Genomic DNA, 21551 nt, shown 5'->3' with positions numbered 1-21551 from the left:
ATCACGAACGATTGCGCATCGATGCGCCCGGAGGATAGACCGATGTCGGACAGCAAGCGGATCACGGCCAGCAAGAAAGAGCTGCTTGAGCTCGAAAGAGGGTTCTGGACCGGCGACGCAGCCTACTACGCCGCCAATGCCGACACGGAATGCCTGGTGGCGTTTCCTCAGATGGCACGGGCGATGGACAATGCAGACCTCGCCAAGACCGCGACCAAGCCCAACCGCTGGCGCGATCTCGATATCGAACTCAAGGGAATAATCGAGCCGGGCAGCGATATCATCATGCTGACTTACGAGGCGCACGCGACGCGGGAAAATGGCGAACCCTACGCGGCATTGGTCAGCACCGGCTATGTCCATCGCGTCAACGGCTGGAAGATGATGTTCCATTCGCAAACGCCGATCGAGGCCGCGGCCAAGTAGGGTCTCGACCCCTACGGAAAAAAGGTCGCCTCGCCTTTCAGTGCTTCGGCCAGCATCTTTTCGTATTTGCCGCGCGGCACATCGACGGCGCCGAAGTGTTTCAGATGCTCGGTGGTGAATTGCGTGTCGAGCAGTGCGAAGCCGCGCGCCTTCAGGCGCTCGACGAGGTAGACCAGGCAGATCTTCGAAGCATCCGTTTGTTTGGAAAACATGCTTTCGCCGAAGAATACCCGTCCAAGCGAAACGCCATAAAGGCCGCCGACCAAGTTGTCCTCGCGCCAGGCCTCGACCGAATGGCAATGGCCCATACGGTGCAACTGCACATAGGCCTCTCGGATCGGCGCGTTGATCCAGGTCGAGCGCCGCTCCTCGCGCTTCTCGGCGCAGCCATCGATCGTCGCCTCGAAATCGAAGTCGAAACGGATGTCGAATGGGTTTTTGCGGATTGCCTTCTTCAGGCTTTTGGGCGTGTGAAAGTCATCGAGTGGAATGATGCCGCGCGTCTCCGGCCGCACCCAGAAAACCTCCGGATCCCCAGCACTTTCAGCCATCGGGAAGACGCCCGAAGCGTATGCCTTGAGCAGGAGGTCGGTCGGGATGCGATAGCCGGGCGCGTAGGGACGGGTCATCGCGTCCCCGGACTACTCTTCCTTGGCCAGGTATTTTTCCAGCCAGTGGATGTCATAGTCGCCATTGGCGATGTCGGCGTTGCCGACGAGATCGCGAAACAGCGGCAAGGTCGTCTTGATGCCATCGACGACGAACTCATCCAGTGCCCGCCGCAGCCGCATCATGCATTCGACGCGGTTGCGCCCGTGAACGATCAGCTTGCCGATCAGGCTGTCGTAATAGGGCGGGATCTTGTAGCCTGAATAGACGCCTGAATCGACGCGAATGCCGAGGCCGCCCGGCGTATGGAAATGCGTGATCGTGCCGGGCGAGGGGGTGAAGGTGCGGGGATCCTCGGCATTGATGCGGCATTCGATGGCATGGCCGTTGAACTTGATGTCTTCCTGCTTGACCGAAAGACCGCCGCCGGAAGCGACACGGATCTGTTCATGCACGAGATCGATGCCGGTGATCGCTTCCGTCACCGGATGCTCGACCTGCAGGCGCGTATTCATCTCGATGAAATAGAACTCGCCATTCTCGTACAGGAACTCGATCGTGCCGGCGCCGGAATAGCCGAGATCGGCAATGGCCTTGGCGCAGATGCCGCCGATGCGGGACCGCTCCTCGGCGTTGAGCGCTGGCGAATTGGCCTCTTCCCAGACTTTCTGGTGGCGGCGTTGCAGCGAACAGTCACGTTCGCCGAAATGCACGCCACGGCCAAAACCGTCACCGAACACCTGCACCTCGATGTGGCGCGGCTTCTGCAGATATTTCTCGATATAGACGGCGTCGTCGCCGAAGGCGGCACCGGCTTCCGTGCGCGCCGTCTGCAAGGCGATCTCGAGGTCCGCCTCGGTGAGTGCAACCTTCATACCGCGCCCGCCACCACCGGCCGAGGCCTTGATGATCACGGGATAGCCGATCTCGGCGGCAATGCGCTTGGCTTCCTTCTCGTCGGTCACCGCGCCGTCGGAACCGGGCACCACGGGAATGCCAAGGCGCTTGGCGGTACGCTTGGCCTCGATCTTGTCGCCCATGATGCGGATATGGTCGCCGGACGGGCCGATGAAGGTGATGTTGTGCGCGGCCAATATGTCGGCGAACTTGGCGTTTTCCGACAGGAAACCGTAGCCTGGATGCACGGCGTCGGCACCGGTGATCTCGCAGGCCGCGACGATCTGATGGATATTGAGATAGCTGTCGCGCGATGGCGGCGGCCCAATGCATACGCTCTCGTCGGCGAGCCTGACATGCATGGCGTCGGCGTCGGCGGTCGAATGCACCACCACGGTCTGGATGCCGAGTTCCTTGCAGGCACGCAGCACCCGAAGCGCGATTTCGCCGCGATTGGCAATGAGGATCTTCTGGAACATCCTGCCAGCTCTACTCGATCACGACGAGCGGCATGCCGTACTCGACCGGCGTCGCGTCCTCGAACAGGATCGCCGTCACCGTGCCGGCGCGCGGCGAGGGGATCTGGTTCATCGTCTTCATCGCCTCGATGATCAGCAACGTCTGGCCTTCCTTGACCTTCTGGCCGATCTCGATGAACGGCTTGGCGTCGGGCGAGGGCGCCAGATAGGCGGTGCCGACCATCGGCGAGGCCACCGCGTTCTTCGATACGTCGGCCGCTGCCGGCGCGGCCGATGCCGCGGGCTGTGCGGCAGCCGCGGGCGCATAGGCTGGCTGGGGTGCGGCGATGGCATGGACGGCGGGTGCCTGCCGCGACACGCGCACCTTCAGGTCACCCAGTTCGACCTCGATTTCGGTCAGGTTGGTGTCGTTCAGTATGCCCGCCAGATCGCGGATCAGCTGCTGGTCAACACCGGTCTTCTTTATCGACATTTTCGAGCCTTCTGTTTGTTGGCCGGTCATAGGCGTGCGGCCAGCGCCTGTAGCGCCAGCGTGTAGCCGAGCGGCCCAAAGCCACAGATCATGCCGACGGCGACCGGCGCGACCATGGAGACGTGGCGGAATGATTCCCGCGCATGGATGTTGGAAAGATGAACCTCGGCGACCGGCAGCGGCGCGACCGAGCGGATGGCGTCGTGGATCGCGATCGAGGTATGGCTGTAGGCGCCTGGATTGATGACGATGCCGGCGGCCTTGTCGCCTGCTTCCTGGATCCAGTCGACGAGATCGCCCTCGTGGTTCGACTGGCGGAAATCGATCTCGAGCCCGAGCGCTGTGCCCGCCTGCTTGCAGTCGTCGGCGATGGCGGCAAGCGTCTTGCCGCCATAGATGCCCGGCTCGCGCTTGCCAAGCGCGTTGAGATTGGGACCGTTCAGGACGAAAACCGTTTTCAAAAAAGCCGACCTTTACCGGCGCCGGTGTCAAACCGGCGCGCTGGCTCTCTATAATGGGCATAGTCGCCCGCGGAAAGAGCGCAAGTGCGTTCTTTCACTGTCCACAACAGGCCGAAATCCGCCCGTGAAGAAAACTCCCGGCCGATCAAAGCGCGGCCTTCGCCGCCTCGATCTTTTCGGCCAGCACTTCCTGCCCGAGAGCACCGAAGACGACCTCGTTGCCGACCACATAGGACGGTGTTCCGGTGATCGAGAGCTTGTTGGCAAGATCATAGGTCTTGGCGAAGGCTTCGGTGATCGACGGGTCCTTCATCTTCTCGCGCAGCTTCGCCTCGTCGGCGCCGAGCGAAAGCGCGACCTTGATCGCGGCCGCTTCGGTAGCGCGTCCCTGGCCGCCGAGCAGAGCATTGTGGAACTCGCCGTATTTTTCCGGCATCATCAGGTGGAACGCCATCGAGACGACGCTCGCCTTCTGTGAGTCCGGCCCGAGGATCGGAAATTCCTTGAGCACGAAGCGCAAATCCGGATCGGCCTTGGTCAGCGCCCGCATGTCCTCGATGGCGCGTTTGCAGAAGCCGCAATTGTAATCGTAGAACTCGACGATGGTCACCTTGCCGTTCGGGTTGCCGACAATGCCGTCGAAGCTGGAGTTGAAGATCTGCTCCTTGGCGTTCTTGATGACGCCGAGCGCGGCGAGGCGCTGCTCGTCCTTCTGCTTGGCCTCGAGCGCGTCCTGCACTTCCAGCAGCACTTCGGGGTTCTTCAAGAGGTAGTCGCGGATGATCCCTTCGACCTCGGTGCGATCGATCTTGGTATCCGCCGCCTTGGTATCGGCCGCCGCGGTCTGGACAGGCTGTGTCGTCTCGACGGGCTGCGCCGTCCCGGCCTTGGCAATCTGTGGGCTGCCGGCCACGAAACCGAAAGCCAGCATGGCAAGGGCTACAGCGATCCCCGTGGTACCCAGCAACAGTGCCTTTTTCATCGTTCTCGTTCCTTTTGCCTGTTTCCCGGTCCGGCTGTGTCGCAGCGCGTGGCCGGAAGGTTCACTAGATTTTGCCTGACGATTTGTAGTTTATGATGTCCTGCGCGCGGATCCAGCGCGGCTCGCCCCGCTTCATCTGCTGCTGCGCCCGCATGGCGAAGATCTTCGCATCCTTGTAGTTGCCGGAATAGAAATGACCCTCGGCCGTGGCAAGCTCGGCGCCCGGTATGTCACCCAACTCGCCATAAGCCTGCGCCAGGTAGCGATATCCAGCGGAATTTTCCTTGTCGCGCCCCAGGCCGTTGTTGATCTGCACGACGGCCTTCTTCAGCGAGTCGGGCGTGCCTACGGCCATCAGGGCCTGGCCGAGCGAGACAGGCAGCAGGCCGGACCGCACCGGATCGAGGCTGACCGCCTTGGTGTAGGCTTCGGCCGCATCCTTGGGCTTGTTCGCCTTCATCAGTATGTCGCCGCGCAATTCCTGGAAGTAGGCATTCTTGGGTTGCGCCTTGATCAGGGCGTTGGTCTTGACGAGCGCCGCGGCAAGGTTGCCGTAAAGATAGGTGGACTGGGCATCGCCATACTGCGCGGCGAGGCTGCCCCGCATCTTTTGCATCAGTCGCGCCGCCCCGGCCTGGCCGTCCATATAGACTGCGATCTTGACCCGCATCATGTCGTGGCGCTGCTGCAGCGCCGGAGAGTCGACCTTGTCGACATTGGGGCTCTGCTTCACCAGCACTTCGAGATTGGCGATGCGCTCCTGCGGCATCGGATGGCTGATCCGATAGGGATCGACCTGCGTGCCCGACAAGGACAGCGCGCTCTGGAAGCGGGCGAAGGTCTTCAGCATGCCCATGCCGGACTGGCCGGTGGCGTTGAGATAGGTGATCGCCGAGCGGTCGGCGGTCGTTTCTTCGGTGCGCTGGTAGGCGAGGATGCTGCGTTGCGCCATCTCACCGCCGCCAGCCGCCACGCCCATGCCGGCGCCGGCAAGACCGCGGCTGTTGGTGGTCGCGCCAGCGACCATGGCGCCCGCGCCAAGCAAGGTGGCGATGATGGCCATCGTCTTGGCGCGTTCAAGCTGGTCACGCAGTTTCTGCTGGTGGCCGCCGGCGATATGACCGGCCTCGTGCGCGATGACGCCGATGATCTCGTTCGGCGTTTCAGCCGTCATCAGCGCGCCTGTGTTGATGAACAGCCGGCGTCCGGTGACGAAGGCGTTGAAGCTGGAATCGTTGACCAGAACGATGTCGATGCCGTCATTCGCCAGCCCGGCGGCCTTGAAGATCGGCCGAGCGTAATCGCGCACCAGAGCCTCGATCTCGGCATCGCGTATAACAGGCACGTTCTGGGCGAAGGCGGTGACCGAACTCGCCACGGCAACGGCGACGCCGAGCGAAAACGTCGCGAAAACGCGTGCTGCCTGGGCAATCGTCGATCTGGGTCGGCTCAACATGACGTGTCAACTGGTAGACGAGCGGGCGAAAGATGAAAAGTCGGCACCGGAAAAACTTCCTCAACTTGTGATCCTCACATCAATCGGGCATTTGTGCGGCGCATGCATCAAGGGAATGGCGTGCTCAACTGTCTGGACAGGGATAAAATGGTCGTTTCGCTCTCACGCCGTGGCAATGTCGAGCCGTTCCACGCCATGGATGTCCTGGCCGAAGCGAACAGGCTGAAGGCTCAGGGCGTGCCAGTGATCTCAATGGCGGTCGGCCAGCCCTCCGACCCCGCGCCCGCAAGGGTTCGCGCCGCGGCTGCCAAGGCCTTGCAGGACGGGCGCATAGGCTACACTGACACGCTGGGGCTGGCCGGTCTGCGCAAGGCGATCGCCGAGCATTACGCGGATCACTATCGGCTTGAGGTCGAGCCCGGCCGGATCGCGGTGACCACAGGATCGTCGGCGGCCTTCAATCTCGCCTTCTTGGCGATGTTCGATCCGGGCGACCGCGTAGCCATCGCGGCCCCCGGCTACCCCGCCTATCGCAACATCATGGCGGCGCTCGGCATCGATGTGGTCGAGATCGAACTCGGCGACGCGGCCTATCTGCATGCCGGTCATCTGGAGGCGGCGCACCGCGAGAAGCCGCTGAAGGGGGTTCTTTTCGCAAGCCCCGCCAATCCGACCGGCGCGGTCATACCGGCCGACGAACTGTCGGCGCTGGTCAATATGGCGGAGACGCTGGGGATCGCCGTCATTTCCGACGAGATCTATCATCGATTGGCCTATGGCGCGCCCGACACCACGGCACTCGCTTTCGGCAACAGCGTGACCGTGATCAATTCCTTCTCGAAATACTATTGCATGACCGGCTGGCGCATCGGCTGGATGGTGTTGCCGGAAGAGCTGGTGCGGCCGGTCGAGCGGATTGCCCAAAGCCTCTACATCTCGCCGCCGGAACTGTCGCAGATCGCTGCGATCGAGGCCTTTGCCGCAACCGAGGATCTGGAGGTGGTCAAGGGCCGCTACGCCTGGAATCGTGAGCTCTTGATGAAACGTCTGCCCGAGCTTGGCTTTCCGCTGGCCGCGCCGATGGATGGCGCTTTCTATGCTTTTTGCGACGTCACCCGGCACACCAACGACAGCATGGCCTTCACGCGCAAGATGCTGGCCGAGGCGCATGTGGCGGCGACGCCCGGCCACGACTTCGACACCCAGGCGGGGCATCGCACGATGCGTTTTTCCTATGCCGGCAGCCACGACGACATGGTCGAGGCGATGTCGCGCATCGAACGCTGGTTGAGGTAGCGCCATGCCGGAACTCGAACAGGCCCCCAAACTTGATCAGGCATTGGCCGAGGTCGCGGCCGAAATGGCTGAACGCACCGATCGCGGCGATGTCGCGACCTACATTCCTCAATTGGGCAAGGTCGATCCAAGGAAGTTCGGCATTGCCGCCGTCACCAATGACGGTCGTGTGCTGACGGCGGGCGATGCCGACCAGCCTTTTTCCATCCAGAGCATCTCGAAGGTGTTCACATTGACGCTGGCGCTCGGCAATGTCGGCGACGCGCTATGGAAACGGGTTGGACGCGAGCCGTCGGGCAATCCGTTCAACTCGATCGTCCAACTCGAGCACGAGAACGGCATTCCGCGCAATCCGTTCATCAATGCCGGCGCCATCGTCATCTCCGATATCCTGCTTGCCGGCCATCAGCCGCGCGAGGCGATCGGCGAGATCCTGCGCTTCATCCAGTTCCTCGCCGACGACGAGACCATCATCATCGACCGCGAGGTGGCGGCGTCCGAACGCGCTACCGGCTATCGCAACTTCGCGCTGGCCAACTACATGAAATCCTTCGGCAATCTTCATCATGCACCGGAACTGGCGCTCGGCGTCTATTTCCACCATTGCGCCATTGCCATGAGTTGCCGGCAACTGGCGATGTCCGGCCGCTTCCTTGCCAATGGCGGCAAGAATCCGGCGACCGGCCATTCCGTGGTGTCGGCGGAGCGCGCGCGGCGCATCGGTGCCATGATGCTGACCTGCGGCCACTATGACGGATCCGGCGATTTCGCCTTCCGTGTCGGCATTCCGGGAAAAAGCGGCGTTGGCGGCGGCATATTGGGCATCGTGCCGGGTGTCGCCTCGCTCGCCGTCTGGTCGCCCGGCCTCAACGCCAATGGCAATTCCAAGCTGGGGTCGATCGCCCTGGAGAAACTGGCCAGGATGATGAACTGGTCGATTTTCGCGCCTTAGCGCAATTCCAGGAAAAGTGTGGGATGGTTTCCCCATTTCTCGCACTGTGGGAACACATGACATGAAAAATCCCGCGCCATCCTTCGATCGGCGCGGGATTTTCTTATCAAAAAATCACTTCAACCAGTTGAAAGGCTTAGAAAAAGCCCTTCCGCTGCCACCAGCCGGCACGCTTCGGCTTTTCTTCGGTCTTGGCTTCCGGCTCACTGGCGACGGTCGAGGAAACCACAGGCACGACCGGTGCATCGATCGCCGCTGGCTTGCGTCGTGACGGCCGGGCCTTCGAGGGCTGTTCCTTGACGGCCGCAACCACTGTTTCCTCGGTGGCCGCCGCGGGAGCTTCGGCCGGCGTTTCCACAGCCGCTTCGACAACGGCCGTCTCGACGGCGGCCTCGGCGGCTGCCTTCTTCGGCTTGGCTGCGCGACGCGGCTTCTTGGGCTTCTCGGTGCTCGGCACCTCTTCGCTCACCGCAGCCACCGGCTCTTCCGCCACAGCAGCAACAGCCACCGGCTCGATCGAGGCAGGCTCGCTTTCCGAAGCATCAGCTTCGGAAGGTTCGGTCGTTTCGCCGGCACTTGCCTCGGCCTCGCCTTCGCCGTCCTCGCGACGGTTGCGCTTGCCGCCGCGCTTGCCGCGCCGACGCTTCTTGCCCTGGCCGTCATCCGAAGCCTGCGCCGCCTCATCGGAGGCGCTGGCGGCGATCGGAGCGGCGTCGTCCGTTTCGGTGTCGTCATCGTCCGCCGCGTTTGCCGATTCGGCGAAATCGCCGGCCGGAGCCGAGGTGGATGAGCCATCCGTAGGAGCGCCATGTTCGCGATCGCGATCCCGGCCGCCGCGACGTCTGCGGCGCTTGCGGCGCTTGCGGTCGCGGCCTTCGCCGTCCTCGCCACCGACAGGCCGCGGCTGCTGGTTTTGCTGCGGCTGCTGGCGTGGCTGCTCGGCCTGGACCGATACCTCGTCATCTTCCTCGACGACGACAATCTCGTCCTCGGGCTCTTCCGGCTCGACATAGGCCGGCAGGCTGCGCACCTCTACAAAGCCCTCGGGCTTTTCAGCCAGGGCGCCGCGGAAGATCGCATAGTGCTGCGCGCCGACCGTGTCGTCGGCCTCGATGGTGATGGTCAGGCCGAAGCGGCTTTCCAGTTCCACCAACGTACCGCGCTTGTGGTTGAGCACGTAGAGCGCGGTCGCGGCCGGCGTGCGGACCGTGATGTGGCTGCGCGAATCCTTGAGCAGGAATTCCTCGATCGCCCGCACCACCATCAGCGCGACCGACGAATCGGACCTGACATGGCCGGTGCCGCCGCAATGCGGGCAGGGCTTCATGGTGGATTCGAGCACGCTGGCGCGGATGCGCTGGCGTGACATCTCCATCAGGCCGAAATGCGAGATGCGGCCGACCTGGATACGCGCACGATCGTTCTTGAGGTGATCCTTCAGCCGCTTCTCGACGGAGCGGTTGTTGCGGTTCTCCTCCATGTCGATGAAGTCGATGACGATCAGGCCGGCGAGATCGCGAAGCCTGAGCTGGCGGGCAACCTCTTCGGCCGCTTCCAGATTGGTGTGGAGTGCCGTGTCCTCGATCGAGTGCTCCTTGGTGGAGCGCCCCGAATTGACGTCGATGGCAACCAGCGCCTCGGTCTGGTTGATGATGATGTAGCCGCCGCTCTTCAGCGTCACCTGCGGCTGCAGCATGCGGTCGAGCTGCGCCTCGATACCGTTGCGCACGAAGATCGGCGTCGTGTCGCGGAACGGCTGAACCACCTTGGCGTGGCTCGGCATCAGCATGCGCATGAAGTCCTTGGCCTCGCGATAGCCTTCCTCGCCCGAGACAAGGATCTCGTCGATGTCCTTGTTGTAGAGGTCGCGTACCGAACGCTTGATCAGGCTGCCTTCCTCATAGACGAGGGCAGGGGCAGTGGACTGGAGCGTGAGATTGCGCACGTTCTCCCACAGCCGCATCAGATATTCATAGTCGCGCTTGATCTCGGCCTTGGTGCGGCTCTCGCCAGCGGTGCGCAGGATGACGCCCATGCCTTGCGGCACTTCGAGATCAGCGACAACCTCCTTCAGGCGCTTGCGGTCGACCGCGCTGGTGATCTTGCGGGAAATGCCGCCGCCGCGTGCCGTATTGGGCATCAGCACCGAATAGCGGCCGGCAAGAGACAGATAGGTGGTGAGGGCGGCGCCCTTGTTGCCGCGCTCTTCCTTGACGACCTGCACCAGCAGGATCTGCCGGCGCTTGATCACTTCCTGGATCTTGTACTGGCGGCGCACGGGCTTGCGGCGATTGCGCACTTCTTCCAGCGCATCCTCGGCGCCGACCGATTCGACCTCGTGGTCATCCGGATGCGAGGACTGTACTTCCTCCAGCATGCCGCGGTCATTGTCGCCGGACGTTGCTTCAGTGCCCTGTTCCGTCTGCGGGACAGGTTCGGAAACCACATCGCCTTCGACAGCGGCGGCTATCGATGTCGGGCCGCCCTCGCGGGTTTCGGCTTCGTCCTGCTCGGCGGAACCTTCATCATGGCCGGACGTATCGGCATGCTCCGACGTATCTGGATGTTCTGACGTGTCGGCTGCGTGTTCGATGATCTGGGAGGTGTGGGAGATCTCTTCGACAACGATGTCGCCATTGTCGCCGCCTTCACTCGGCTCGCCGGAGCCTTCGCCTGCCTCGCTCGCATCGCGCTTGTGCTCGGCCCGGTCACGGCTCTTGCCGCCGCGCCGTCGCCCGCGCCGGCCGCGATCGCGGCTCTGGCGGTCATCGCCGTCGCCGTCCTCGTCCTCTTCGTCCTCGGCCTCCTGCGCTTCGGCGCGCAGCAGTGCCTGACGGTCGGCGACCGGGATCTGGTAGTAGTCGGGGTGTATTTCACTGAAGGCGAGAAAACCGTGACGGTTGCCGCCATATTCGACAAAGGCTGCCTGAAGGGAGGGTTCGACGCGCGTTACGCGGGCGAGGTAAATGTTTCCTTTGAGCTGCTTCTTGTCCTGGGATTCAAAGTCGAATTCTTCGATACGGTTACCGCGTACGACGACAACTCGTGTTTCCTCCGGGTGGGAGGCGTCTATCAGCATTTTGTTGGGCATTATTTCGTTTCCCCCCGGCAGCCGTCAGCCGCAGCTGGCGGGGTAAAACCCGCTGCTGTGTGTCTGGATGAGAGTGGGTGCCGGATAATTGAATGTCCGCCGGACGGTGCCTGCGTGTCATGGCGGTGCCGCCCGCAGCCATACTGGCGCGGTTTGATGCGGACCTTTCCATGATTGCGCTTGAAGCCATCGTCACCAGCAGAACCTTTTGAACCAAAGCCCGGAAACCGGACCAGCTTGTTTGCTCGTACAGAGCCGGCACGGGAACAAACCCGGCCGTTTTCCTCACGCAAGCGATTCCCCCGCCACGGGAGCACACCTGCGAAATTCGTCGCAATCACTTGAAGCCTTTTCGCGTGAAGCGAAAGGAGCCGCCTTTCATCTAACCCTGTAGCAGGAAGCTGCGGAGGAGGGCGGTTCCAGGATTGCAGTGATCCACTATCGCTTTTATGATTTGGCGGGGTGGAAGGCAACCCCGATTTCCGATGCCGGCAAAAAGCAGTTCCGTAACGTAAGCCTGGTTCTGATCCTTGCGTGAAAAGGCTTGGTTAACCTTCTCTGGATACCAATCGTTAATCGAGTTCGCGGCCTAACCGGCACTTCGACGAAACGAGCGGGCGCCTGGCGCCAAACCGGGAGCGACTGGAAGAGAGATGGGACTGGCGGACTTCACAGACAAGGGATGTCGTGTTGGCGGCCGGATTCTCGGCGCCTTCTGTCTCCTGCTGCTGGTCGTGATTTCCCAGTCGCTTTCCTCCGTTGCCAATGCCGCCGACGCGCCGCTCGTGGCCAAAGGCTACAAGATGGCGGGCGATGCCACCAAGATGCGCATCGTCGTGGATTTCGATCGCGAGCCGGACATCAAGTGGTTCCTGCTGCGCGGACCCAATCGCCTGGTCATCGACCTGGCGAATACCAGGCTGGCGATCGACGCCAAGGACTTGAAGCCGCGCGGCCTGGTCAAGAGTGTGCGCCTGGGTGAGCTCGGCGAGGGCGTTTCTCGGCTGATCCTCACCGGCAAGGGACCGTTCGCGGTCGACAAGCTGGATGTGCTCAAGAATGAAGACGGAACCGGCTACCGCATTGCCATCGACATGTCGGCCGCCTCCGAACGTGAGTTCGACGCCGCCCTTGCCAACCAGGCGCTGACCACCGGCTCGACGGTTTCGACCGACAAGGGCGGACGGGTCGGCACCGGGCCGGTCTCCAATCCGGGCCATCGCTTCACCGTCGTCATCGATCCCGGCCATGGCGGCGTCGACGGCGGAGCCGAGGGTCTGAACGGTACGATCGAGAAGAATGTGACGCTGGCCTTCGCCACGGAGCTGCGCGACAAGCTCACGGCGATCGGCAAATACGATGTCTTCATGACGCGCGACACCGATGAGTATCTGCGTCTGGACGACCGTGTGCGCATTGCCCGCCAGCATGAGGCCGATCTGCTGATTTCGATCCATGCCGATACGATCAGCGTCAAGGGCATCCGCGGCGCCACCGTATATACGGTCTCCGACAAGGCATCCGATCCCGAGGCGCAGGCGCTTGCCGACCGCGAGAATCTCTCGGACCAGTTTGCCGGTATGGTTATCAAGGACGATAACAAGGAAGTGACCGACATCCTGATCGACCTGATCCGCCGCGAGACGCACACCTTCTCGATGAGTTTCGCGCACACGCTGGTCGGCCAGCTTTCGACCAGCGTCGGCCTCATCAACAATCCGCAGCGTTCGGCGGGATTCAAGGTGCTGAAGGCGCCGGACGTGCCATCCGTGCTGGTCGAACTCGGCTATCTCTCGAATGCCAAGGACGAGGCGCAACTGCTCGACGCCGAATGGCGCGGCAAGGCCGCACAAAGCATCACCAACGCCGTTGCGCTGTTCGCTTCCGCTCGTGCCGGAACGGGGACCGGAGGTTGACATGCCTGGCGGCGCCTGCAACCTAAGGCGGCGTTGCTGGATGACAACACCCGGTGCCTTTATTTCCGGCTCGAGGTCATGAAAGCAAGCCTTGCCGTATTTTGTCCACATGGTGGCGACATGGGTTTTCGATTACGGATTGGGACCGGTTCGAAAGCTTGCGTGGAAGGCGGCTTCGTTTAGGAAATTCCCGACCAAGGACTGGAGCGGGTATGATTCGTCTCATTGGCTACTTCTTCGGCATCGGCACGACGCTGGCCCTTCTGGTCGCGGCGGGCGTTGCCCTGTACATCGGCCATGTCGCAAAGGATCTGCCCGACTACGAAGTGCTCGCCAAATACGAGCCGCCGGTCACCACCCGCATCCATGCCTCTGACGGCTCGCTGATGGCGGAGTATGCGCGCGAACGGCGCCTGTATCTGCCGATCCAGGCGATCCCGGACCGCGTCAAGGCGGCCTTTCTGTCCGCTGAGGACAAGAACTTCTACAGCCATCCTGGTGTCGACATAACGGGGTTGGGTAGAGCGGTGCTCACTTACGTTTCGGGTGGACCGATGCAGGGTGGTTCGACGATCACCCAGCAGGTTGCCAAGAACTTCCTGCTCACCAACGAGCGCTCCCTGGAACGCAAGGTCAAGGAGGCCATCCTTTCCTTCCGCATCGAACAGGCTTACCCGAAGGACCGCATCCTCGAACTCTATCTCAACGAGATTTTCTTCGGCTTCAACGCCTATGGCGTGGCCGGCGCCGCGCTGACCTATTTCGACAAATCGGTGAATGAACTGACCGTGGCCGAGGCCGCGTATCTGGCATCGCTGCCGAAAGGTCCGGCCAACTACAATCCTTTCAAGCACGCCGATCGGGCGATCGAGCGGCGCAACTGGGTCATCGGCCAGATGGTCGAGAATGGTTATGTGACGCCCGAAGAGGGGGCCAAGGCCAAGGCCGAGCCGCTTGGCGTTTCGCCACGGCGCGCCGGCTCCTATCTTTTCGCCGGCGAGTATTTCACCGAAGAGGTCCGTCGGCAGATCATCGCCCGCTACGGCGAGAATGCGCTCTATGAGGGCGGCCTCTCCATTCGCACCACCCTCGACCCCAAGGTCCAGCTCATTGCCCGCAGGGCGATGCAGAACGGCTTGATGAAATACGACACGCTGCGCGGTTATCGCGGGCCGGTGAAGACGATCGACGTATCCGGCGACTGGGGCGTGGCGCTGGGCGCCGTCAAGGGCCTGGAAGACGTCCCCGAATGGTCGCTGGCCGTCGTGCTCGACAGCTCCGCGACTGGTTTGTCGATCGGCCTGCAGCCCGCACGTCAGGCGTCGGGCGACATCGTCAAGGAACGCGTCGAGGGCACCGTCAGCAAGGACGACATGGGTTTTGCCATGCGCCATCTGGTCGACGGCAAGACCGTCAAGGCCAAGTCGCCGGCCGACGTGCTGAAGCCGGGCGACGTGATCTTCGTGCAAAAGAACGAAGGTTCCGACACTGCCTACAGCCTGCGCCAAGTTCCCGAGGTGGAAGGCGGCCTGATCGCCATGGATCCGCATACCGGCCGCGTGCTGGCCATGGTCGGCGGCTTCTCCTATTCGCAGTCGGAATTCAACCGCGCCACCCAGGCGATGCGCCAGCCGGGCTCCTCGTTCAAGCCGATCGTCTATTCGGCGGCACTGGACAATGGCTATACGCCGGCCTCGGTGATCATGGACGGACCGATCACCATCCAGAGCGGCAACACGACCTGGACACCGAAGAACTATGACGGCACCGTCGCCGGGCCGGCAACGCTGCGCTCCGGTATCGAGAAGTCGCGCAACCTGATGACCGTGCGGCTTGCCAACGACATGGGCATGAAGCTGGTCGTCGAATATGCCGAGCGCTTCGGCGTCTACGATCATCTGGCGCCGTATCTGCCGATGGCGCTGGGCTCCGGCGAGACGACCGTCATGCGCATGGTTTCGGCCTATTCGATCATGGCCAATGGCGGCAAGTCGATCAAACCATCACTGATCGATCGCATCCAGGATCGCTACGGCAAGACCGTGTTCAAGCAGGATGAGCGTGGCTGCGAGGGCTGCAACGCGCCTGAATGGAAGAATCAGCCGGAACCGGAACTGGTCGACAATTCCGAGCAGGTGCTCGATCCGATGACTGCCTACCAGATCACCTCGATGATGGAAGGCGTGGTGCAACGCGGCACCGGCGCCACCATCGGCGAACTGGGACGGCACATCGCCGGCAAGACCGGTACCACCAACGACGAAAAGGACGCCTGGTTCATCGGCTATACACCGAACCTCGTGGTCGGCCTGTACATGGGCTACGACACGCCGCGCGGCCTTGGCCATGGCGCCACCGGTGGCGGTCTCGCCGCCCCGATCTTCAAGGACTTCATGCGCGTGGCGCTGGACGGCACGCCCAATGTCGACTTCAAGGTGCCGGATGGCATGAATCTGATCGCCATCAACCGCAAGACCGGCATGCGTGCCACGTCGGGCGATCCGGGCACCATCATCGAGGCCTTCAAGCCGGGCACCGGTCCTGCCGACAGCTATTGGGTGATCGGCATGGGTGCCGACGGCTCCAACGCATCGGGCGGCGCACTGTCGCCGCAGGCGAACCAGGCCATCCAGGACGGCGGCGGCGGCCTCTACTGACGGGGCTCGATGCAGCCTGTTGGGCTGGCCTGGGGCCGGCCCATTTCGCTTTACACATGGCGACGCCGTCCCTATGTATCGCGCCGACCCAAGCGTCACTTCAGCAACAGGACGAAATACCAGGCCATGCGCGCGGAAACGCAGAATATTGTCGACGAGATCAGGCAGGCGATAACCCTGCTGAGGAGGCATCTTTGACTGGGATCAGGCCATAAAGCGGCTTGAATACCTGAATGTGCGGGCCGAGGACGCCAGCCTCTGGAACGAACCGCTGGAAGCCCAGAAGCTGATGCGCGAACGCCAAGGCCTCGAGGAAGGCATCGCGGCGGTCAAGGGCCTGACGCAGGCGCTGGAAGACAATATCGGCTTGATCGAGCTTGGCGAGGAAGAAGGCGACGAGGGCGTCATCGCCGAGGCCGAAGCGGCGATCCGATCGATGCAGGGCGAGGCGAAGGCCCGACAGGTCGAGACGCTGCTGTCGGGTGAAGCCGACGCCAACGACACCTATCTCGAAGTTCATGCCGGCGCCGGCGGCACCGAGAGCCAGGACTGGGCCTCGATGCTGTTGCGCATGTACACGCGCTGGGCCGAGCGCCGCCGCTTCAAGGTCGAGGTGCTGGAAGTGCATGATGGCGAAGAGGCCGGCATCAAATCCGCTACGCTCTTGATCAAGGGCCACAATGCCTATGGCTGGCTGAAGACGGAATCGGGCGTCCACCGCCTGGTGCGCATTTCGCCCTATGACAGCAATGCGCGTCGCCATACGTCCTTCTCCAGCATCTGGGTCTACCCAGTCGTCGATGACAGGATCGAGATCGATGTTTCGGAATCGGATGTGCGTATCGACACCTATCGCTCGTCGGGTTCCGGCGGCCAGCACGTCAACACCACCGATTCGGCCGTGCGCATCACCCATATCGCCACCGGCATAGCGGTCGCCTGCCAGGCTGAGCGTTCACAGCATAAGAACAAGGCCAAGGCCTGGGAGATGCTGCGCTCGCGACTCTACGAGGAAGAGCTGAAGAAGCGTGAGGCCGTCGCCAACGCTACCGAAGCCTCGAAAAGCGACATCGGTTGGGGCCACCAGATCCGTTCCTACGTGTTGCAGCCCTATCAGCTGGTCAAGGATCTGCGCACCGGCGTCGAAAGCACCAGCCCGTCAAGCGTACTCGATGGCGATCTCGACGACTTCATGGAAGCCTCGCTGTCGCAACGCATCGAGGGTGGCGCGGGTGAGGCCGTGGCGGATCTGGACTAGCCCGTCCGCCACTAACCTGGGTTGCGATGGCTTGCACCTTCTTCAGGAGGAAGCGGGCCATCTCAGATGGCGATCTGCCATGGTTGTCAGCGGCAAGTTGTTGCTGCTTACGAGCCTCACGCAGCGATTTCTTGCGCCGACTCACATTTCGGCTCACCATCAAGGCGGGAGAAGACAAAAGCATTTATGGCCGGTCGCGGCATATCTGCTGACGATTTGGCCGCTGGGAAGACACGTTCCGGGAACGGGCAAGCAAGAAACGCTTGAACCTCGTTTGAAAGGAACGTTCCCATGTTTGCCGCCAATTCCAGATCGGCCATCGCCGTTCCATCGGTTGGCCAGCTTGTCATTCCCCTGTGCGCGGCGTGTGTGATCGCGCTTCTGTCGGTGCCTGCCTTGGCGCATGACGCCAAGCCGACCGCGGCCAAGCCGCAAGGCTGGAGCTATCCGTTCGCCTGCTGCGCGAATTACGACTGCCATGAGGTGTCGCAGACTTCGATCAGCGAGCGCCCGGAAGGCTATGTCATCAAGGACACCGGGGAGGTGCTGGCTTACAGCGACAGACGTATCAAGGATTCGCCCGACGGCGAGTTTCATTGGTGCGCGCATGAGGCCGGGCTCGATGCCGGCAAGACCATCTGCCTATTCGTGCCGCCATCGTCCTACTAGGATTTCCCGTCAGGTGTGGAGCCTGCTGACGGACAGTTGTCAGGATCGCTTCTTTATGGTGCCCTGCCGCATGGGCGGCGGACAACGGAGAGGTGACGTCGATGACCATCAAGGGAAGCTGCCACTGCAAGGCGACGACATTCGAGGTTTCAGAGGCACCGCGGACGGTGACGCAGTGCACCTGTTCGTTCTGCTCGAAACGCGGCTCGCTCTGGGCCTACTACACCCCATCGCAGTTCAAGCTCATCACGCCACTGAAAAACGTTGCCTTCTATCAGTGGGGCTCGAAAACCGTAAAGCATGGTTTTTGCAACACCTGCGGCTGCGGCACGTTCACCGAAACACCGGATTGGTCGACCGGCGAGCCGGATTTCGACAATCCCAAGATCAGCATCAATTCGCGGCTGTTCGATGATTTCGATCTCGACAAGGTCGAAGTGGTGGTCATTGACGGCAAGAATCTCTGGTGACCGGCCAAGGCGGTCGTCACGTGACTGACCCCGGGAAAAGCCGTCGCGGGCGTTTTTCCTGTTCCGCTTTTCGCCGCAATTCATGTTACAAGTCGCGGGAAGGGTTGATTTGGCGCCGTCGAAAAAGGCGCGACTTGGAGAGGGATCATTTATGAAGAAGACCGTGCTCGTCGTCATGGCGACGGCTTTGCTCGTGAGCGCCTGCACCACCACCGATCCGTATACGGGCGACCAGAAGATTTCCAACACGGCCGCTGGTGCCGGTCTCGGCGCCCTGGCAGGTGCGAGCCTCGGTCTGCTTGCCGGTGGCAATGACCGCCGCAACGCGCTGATTGGCGCTGGCATCGGTGCGCTGGCCGGTGGCGCCATCGGCGCGACGATGGATCAGAACGAGGCGGAATTGCGCCGGCAGCTCCAGGGCACCGGCGTCAGCGTCACCCGCAGCGGCGACCAGATCATCCTCAACATGCCGTCCGACATCACCTTCAATGTCGATCAGGATGCGGTGAAGCCCGGCTTCTACCCGGTGCTGAATTCCGTCGCGCTGGTGCTGAAGAGGTTCCGCCAGACGACCGTCGATGTGTTTGGCCACACCGATTCGACGGGCGGTGAGCAGCACAATTTCGATCTGTCGCAGCGCCGTGCGCTGGCGGTCGCCAACTATCTGTCTGGGCAGGGCGTCGATCAGCGCCGCTTCGCCGTCACCGGCTTCGGCAAGACGCGTCCGATCGCATCCAACGCGACGGCCGAAGGCCGCGCCCAGAACCGGCGCGTCGAGATCCAGCTGTCGCCGCTCACCTGATTGTTCGGCAAGGGAATGCGAAACGGCCCCACGGGGGCCGTTTTTGTTTGAGGGGACTTCGACGCTCCTCAGATTGGCGTGCCTGAGAATTAGCTAGTTCTAAATAACAGCTTTCCCACAGGCCTGGAAAGGAATAGCATCATTGCTGTTCCAGAGGGGATGAGGCGGTACAACTGGCCGCGCAATCAAACATTTTCCCGCCTCGGTCTTGCACGGCCAGATGAAGTATCTGGGAGGAATGCATGACAAGAACAGCTCGCCTTGGGCGTTGCGGCGTCCTCGTATTGGCCGGCCTTCTCGGCGTATCGTTCGACGCTGCCACGGCCCAAGCCGAAGAAGCCAACAAGGCCGACATCGAAGCCTTGAAGAAATCATTGGCCAAGTATGAAGACTATACCGCAGCTGTCCGCGACCTTTATCTGTCGACCGTCGGGTGCGTCTACTATGCCGGCGAAAAGATATCCGGCGCGATGTTTTATCCGAAAGGGGCCATGGGCATCCATTTCGTCAACGTCCCAAGTGTCGGCCAGAAACTCGACCCGATGAAGCCCAACGTCCTGATCTACGAGCCGACCAGGAAGGGCCTGAAATTGGTCGGTGTGGAATGGCTGGTGCCGCTGACGCCGGATATCAAAGAGCCGCCGAAGCTGTTTGGCCAGACCTTCATGGGGCCGATGGAGGGACACTATCCGCTCATCCCGAGGGAGTTCGTCCACTACGATCTTCACGCCTGGCTGTTCAGGGATAATCCGAACGGCATGTTCAGTCCGACGAACCCGAACGTGAAATGCAACAAGGCCGAGTTTCCGATGCTGGAGAAACCGACCAAGATGATGCCCGGGCCAATGTAACGGGCGAGCCAGGCCAACCGATGGCGTCCAGCAATGACGCCGGTTTCAGCAGGGCGACATGCATGAAGCGCGTCGTCCAGGCCGGTTCGAACCGATGCACGTTTGGAGTTCGCCCAAGGGGCATGCCGGCTGGCCGGCGTGCCCTCGAAAGCGGTCTGGATTATACCTTGGCGACGATGCGCATGAAGGCCGGCATGTCGTCGCCGAAGCCCACGGTGGCGTCGTTGTCTTCCTGCCGGTGGCGGGCAGGGCGGTTGCCATCGCGCTGAGGCCTAGTATCGCCCCGTTCCGGCGCGCGATCCGCAGAGCCCTTGCGCTCGCTGTTTTCCGAGCGGATCGCATCCTTGCGCGCGCGCCGCTCGCCGATATCGGCGACGGCCGTCTCAGCCACATCGGGCTGTTCCTGCTGTGCGACTACCGGAGAGGCCTCTTCCTCGCCATGTCTGGCGCGGCGTTCGCCGCCCTTCTTGCGCTCGCCCCTGTCCTTGCGGTCATCGTCCTTGCGGCCGGCGCGGCGCGGCGCGCCTTTGCCCCGGCGCGGCGCATCGTCTTCACCTTCGCTGGCGACCACGGTCGACAGGTCACCGTCATGCCACTCGATCTTGTTGCCGATCAGCCGTTCGATGGCGTCGATATACTTGGTGTCGGACTTGGTCGCGATGGTGAAGGATTTGCCGGAGCGTCCGGCGCGTCCGGTGCGGCCGATGCGGTGGACATAGTCTTCTGCATGGATCGGCACGTCATAGTTGAACACATGGCTGACATCGGGGATGTCGAGGCCGCGCGCGGCGACGTCCGAAGCCACGAGATAGCGAAGCTTGCCGTCACGGAAATTGGCGAGCATCTGCATGCGGGCACGCTGGTCCATGTCGCCATGCAGGGCGCCGGCATCGAAATCGTATTTCAGCAGCGAGCGGAACAGTTCCGACACCTCGACCTTGCGGTTGCAGAAGATGATGGCGTTCTTCAGCTCCGCGTCCTCGGCCCGTATCAGGTTGCGCAGCGTCTCGCGCTTGTCCCACGGCTTCGAACCGGACTTCACCAGCCGCTGGGTGATGCTGGTGGCGGTGGAGGCTGCCTTGGAGACCTCGACACGCACCGGCGCGTGCAGGAATTTCTCCGTCAGCTTGGTGATTTCCGGCGGCATGGTCGCCGAGAAGAACAGCGTCTGCCGGGTGAACGGGATCATCTCGCAGATGCGCTCGATATCGGGAATGAAGCCCATGTCGAGCATGCGGTCGGCCTCGTCGATGACGAGGATCTCGACGCCATTGAGCAAAAGCTTGCCGCGCTCGCGGTGGTCGAGCAGGCGGCCGGGCGTCGCGATCAGCACGTCGGCGCCGCGCTCCAGCTTCTTGTCCTGTTCGTCGAACGATACGCCGCCGATCAGAAGCGCGATGTTGAGCTTGTGGTTCTTGCCGTATTTGACGAAATTCTCCTCGACCTGCGCGGCAAGCTCACGCGTCGGCTCCAGGATCAGGGTGCGCGGCATACGGGCGCGGGCGCGCCCCTTTTCCAGCCGGGTCAGCATCGGCAGCACAAAGGAGGCGGTCTTGCCGGTGCCGGTCTGGGCTATGCCCAGCACATCCTTGCCGAGCAAGGCGTGCGGGATGGCACCGGCCTGGATCGGAGTCGGCTGCGTATAGCCGGCATCGGTAACTGCGGAAAGCACCTTCGGCGACAGGCCGAGGTCTGAAAAGGTCAACGCTTCTTGAGCGATCGTGGTGTCTGAGGACAAGTGTTGTTGTCTTTGGCTGGTTCGGGGAGGCGCAACGTCATTCGTCGCGGCAAGCGCCACGCGCTTGCA

General features: G+C 62.3%; 19 protein-coding genes. 10 read left to right on the top strand and 9 right to left on the bottom strand.

All coding sequences use genetic code 11. The features are described 5' to 3' along the window. Nucleotides 1-42 precede the first annotated feature (42 nt). Nucleotides 43-426 (top strand): hypothetical protein, encoded by a 384-nt coding sequence (locus tag AC07UC_RS23055; protein ID WP_140767726.1) that lies wholly within the window; start codon nucleotides 43-45, stop codon nucleotides 424-426. An 11-nt stretch (nucleotides 427-437) separates the two neighbouring features. Here AC07UC_RS23055 and aat read toward each other — a convergent pair whose 3' ends face one another. The 6 genes from aat to AC07UC_RS23025 form a co-directional block, all read right to left on the bottom strand. Further along, complete coding sequence (gene aat / locus AC07UC_RS23050) at nucleotides 438-1055, bottom strand: leucyl/phenylalanyl-tRNA--protein transferase (RefSeq protein ID WP_494907504.1); 618 nt, start codon at nucleotides 1053-1055, stop codon at nucleotides 438-440. Nucleotides 1056-1067: 12 nt separating this feature from the next. Further along, entirely contained in the window at nucleotides 1068-2411 is a 1344-nt protein-coding gene (accC, locus tag AC07UC_RS23045; RefSeq protein ID WP_140767724.1) for an acetyl-CoA carboxylase biotin carboxylase subunit, read from the bottom strand. A gap of 10 nt (nucleotides 2412-2421) precedes the next feature. Next, the gene (accB, locus tag AC07UC_RS23040; protein ID WP_140767723.1) at nucleotides 2422-2883 is read right to left on the bottom strand and encodes an acetyl-CoA carboxylase biotin carboxyl carrier protein; all 462 of its coding nucleotides are present in this window, start codon (nucleotides 2881-2883) and stop codon (nucleotides 2422-2424) included. Between the two features lie 26 nt (nucleotides 2884-2909). Beyond that, nucleotides 2910-3344, bottom strand: coding sequence for a type II 3-dehydroquinate dehydratase (gene aroQ / locus AC07UC_RS23035; RefSeq protein ID WP_096445540.1), 435 nt, complete (start codon nucleotides 3342-3344; stop codon nucleotides 2910-2912). A 145-nt stretch (nucleotides 3345-3489) separates the two neighbouring features. Beyond that, nucleotides 3490-4326, bottom strand: coding sequence for a DsbA family protein (locus AC07UC_RS23030; protein ID WP_494907503.1), 837 nt, complete (start codon nucleotides 4324-4326; stop codon nucleotides 3490-3492). Nucleotides 4327-4390: 64 nt separating this feature from the next. Further along, nucleotides 4391-5782 (bottom strand): M48 family metalloprotease, encoded by a 1392-nt coding sequence (locus tag AC07UC_RS23025; protein WP_494907502.1) that lies wholly within the window; start codon nucleotides 5780-5782, stop codon nucleotides 4391-4393. Between the two features lie 147 nt (nucleotides 5783-5929). On the opposite strand from AC07UC_RS23025, the gene AC07UC_RS23020 reads away from it, so the two are divergent. Together AC07UC_RS23020 and AC07UC_RS23015 are read left to right on the top strand one after the other, a co-directional pair. After that, nucleotides 5930-7078 (top strand): pyridoxal phosphate-dependent aminotransferase, encoded by a 1149-nt coding sequence (locus AC07UC_RS23020; protein WP_494907501.1) that lies wholly within the window; start codon nucleotides 5930-5932, stop codon nucleotides 7076-7078. A 4-nt stretch (nucleotides 7079-7082) separates the two neighbouring features. Then, nucleotides 7083-8030 carry a glutaminase gene (locus tag AC07UC_RS23015; protein WP_140767719.1) on the top strand — a complete coding sequence of 316 codons (948 nt, stop codon included), beginning with the start codon at nucleotides 7083-7085 and terminating at the stop codon, nucleotides 8028-8030. Nucleotides 8031-8166: 136 nt separating this feature from the next. Here the strand turns inward: AC07UC_RS23015 and AC07UC_RS23010 are convergent, their stop codons facing one another. Beyond that, entirely contained in the window at nucleotides 8167-11121 is a 2955-nt protein-coding gene (locus AC07UC_RS23010) for an Rne/Rng family ribonuclease (RefSeq protein WP_494907500.1), read from the bottom strand. A 653-nt stretch (nucleotides 11122-11774) separates the two neighbouring features. Here AC07UC_RS23010 and AC07UC_RS23005 point away from each other — a divergent pair. The 3 genes from AC07UC_RS23005 to prfB all read left to right on the top strand — a co-directional run bounded on the left by AC07UC_RS23005 (nucleotide 11775) and on the right by prfB (nucleotide 16952). Further along, nucleotides 11775-13037 (top strand): N-acetylmuramoyl-L-alanine amidase, encoded by a 1263-nt coding sequence (locus tag AC07UC_RS23005; protein WP_202322817.1) that lies wholly within the window; start codon nucleotides 11775-11777, stop codon nucleotides 13035-13037. Nucleotides 13038-13249: 212 nt separating this feature from the next. Next, on the top strand, nucleotides 13250-15694 hold the full coding sequence (locus AC07UC_RS23000) for a penicillin-binding protein 1A (protein ID WP_202322816.1): 2445 nt from the start codon (nucleotides 13250-13252) through the stop codon (nucleotides 15692-15694). A 126-nt stretch (nucleotides 15695-15820) separates the two neighbouring features. After that, nucleotides 15821-16952 (top strand): peptide chain release factor 2 gene (gene prfB / locus AC07UC_RS22995; RefSeq protein WP_096445560.1). Its coding sequence is split into 2 segments (ribosomal slippage): nucleotides 15821-15886 and nucleotides 15888-16952, totalling 1131 coding nucleotides; the frame shifts between segments, so codons are not numbered across the junction. A gap of 116 nt (nucleotides 16953-17068) precedes the next feature. Here the strand turns inward: prfB and AC07UC_RS22990 are convergent. Further along, complete coding sequence (locus tag AC07UC_RS22990; protein ID WP_494907499.1) at nucleotides 17069-17272, bottom strand: hypothetical protein; 204 nt, start codon at nucleotides 17270-17272, stop codon at nucleotides 17069-17071. Here AC07UC_RS22990 and AC07UC_RS22985 point away from each other — a divergent pair. The 4 genes from AC07UC_RS22985 (at nucleotide 17244) to AC07UC_RS22970 (ending at nucleotide 19744) form a co-directional block, all read left to right on the top strand. Then, entirely contained in the window at nucleotides 17244-17621 is a 378-nt protein-coding gene (locus AC07UC_RS22985; protein WP_056566494.1) for a hypothetical protein, read from the top strand. The two genes, AC07UC_RS22990 and AC07UC_RS22985, sit on opposite strands and share 29 nt — an antisense overlap. Nucleotides 17622-17722: 101 nt before the next feature. Further along, entirely contained in the window at nucleotides 17723-18091 is a 369-nt protein-coding gene (locus AC07UC_RS22980; RefSeq protein ID WP_494907498.1) for a GFA family protein, read from the top strand. Between the two features lie 151 nt (nucleotides 18092-18242). Then, the gene (locus AC07UC_RS22975) at nucleotides 18243-18893 is read left to right on the top strand and encodes a YiaD family glycine zipper/OmpA-like lipoprotein (RefSeq protein ID WP_140767714.1); all 651 of its coding nucleotides are present in this window, start codon (nucleotides 18243-18245) and stop codon (nucleotides 18891-18893) included. Nucleotides 18894-19135: 242 nt separating this feature from the next. Continuing rightward, a complete protein-coding gene (locus tag AC07UC_RS22970; protein ID WP_494907497.1) occupies nucleotides 19136-19744 on the top strand; it encodes a hypothetical protein in 609 nt (202 codons plus the stop codon). Between the two features lie 160 nt (nucleotides 19745-19904). Here the strand turns inward: AC07UC_RS22970 and AC07UC_RS22965 are convergent, their stop codons facing one another. Further along, entirely contained in the window at nucleotides 19905-21482 is a 1578-nt protein-coding gene (locus AC07UC_RS22965; RefSeq protein ID WP_494907496.1) for a DEAD/DEAH box helicase, read from the bottom strand. Between the last annotated feature and the right edge of the window lie 69 nt (nucleotides 21483-21551).

The sequence above is a fragment of the Mesorhizobium sp. GW821-FHT04C10 genome, assembly GCF_059420305.1.
Note: the sequence above shows the minus strand (reverse complement) of the source record. Positions and strands in the feature narration are given on the sequence as shown.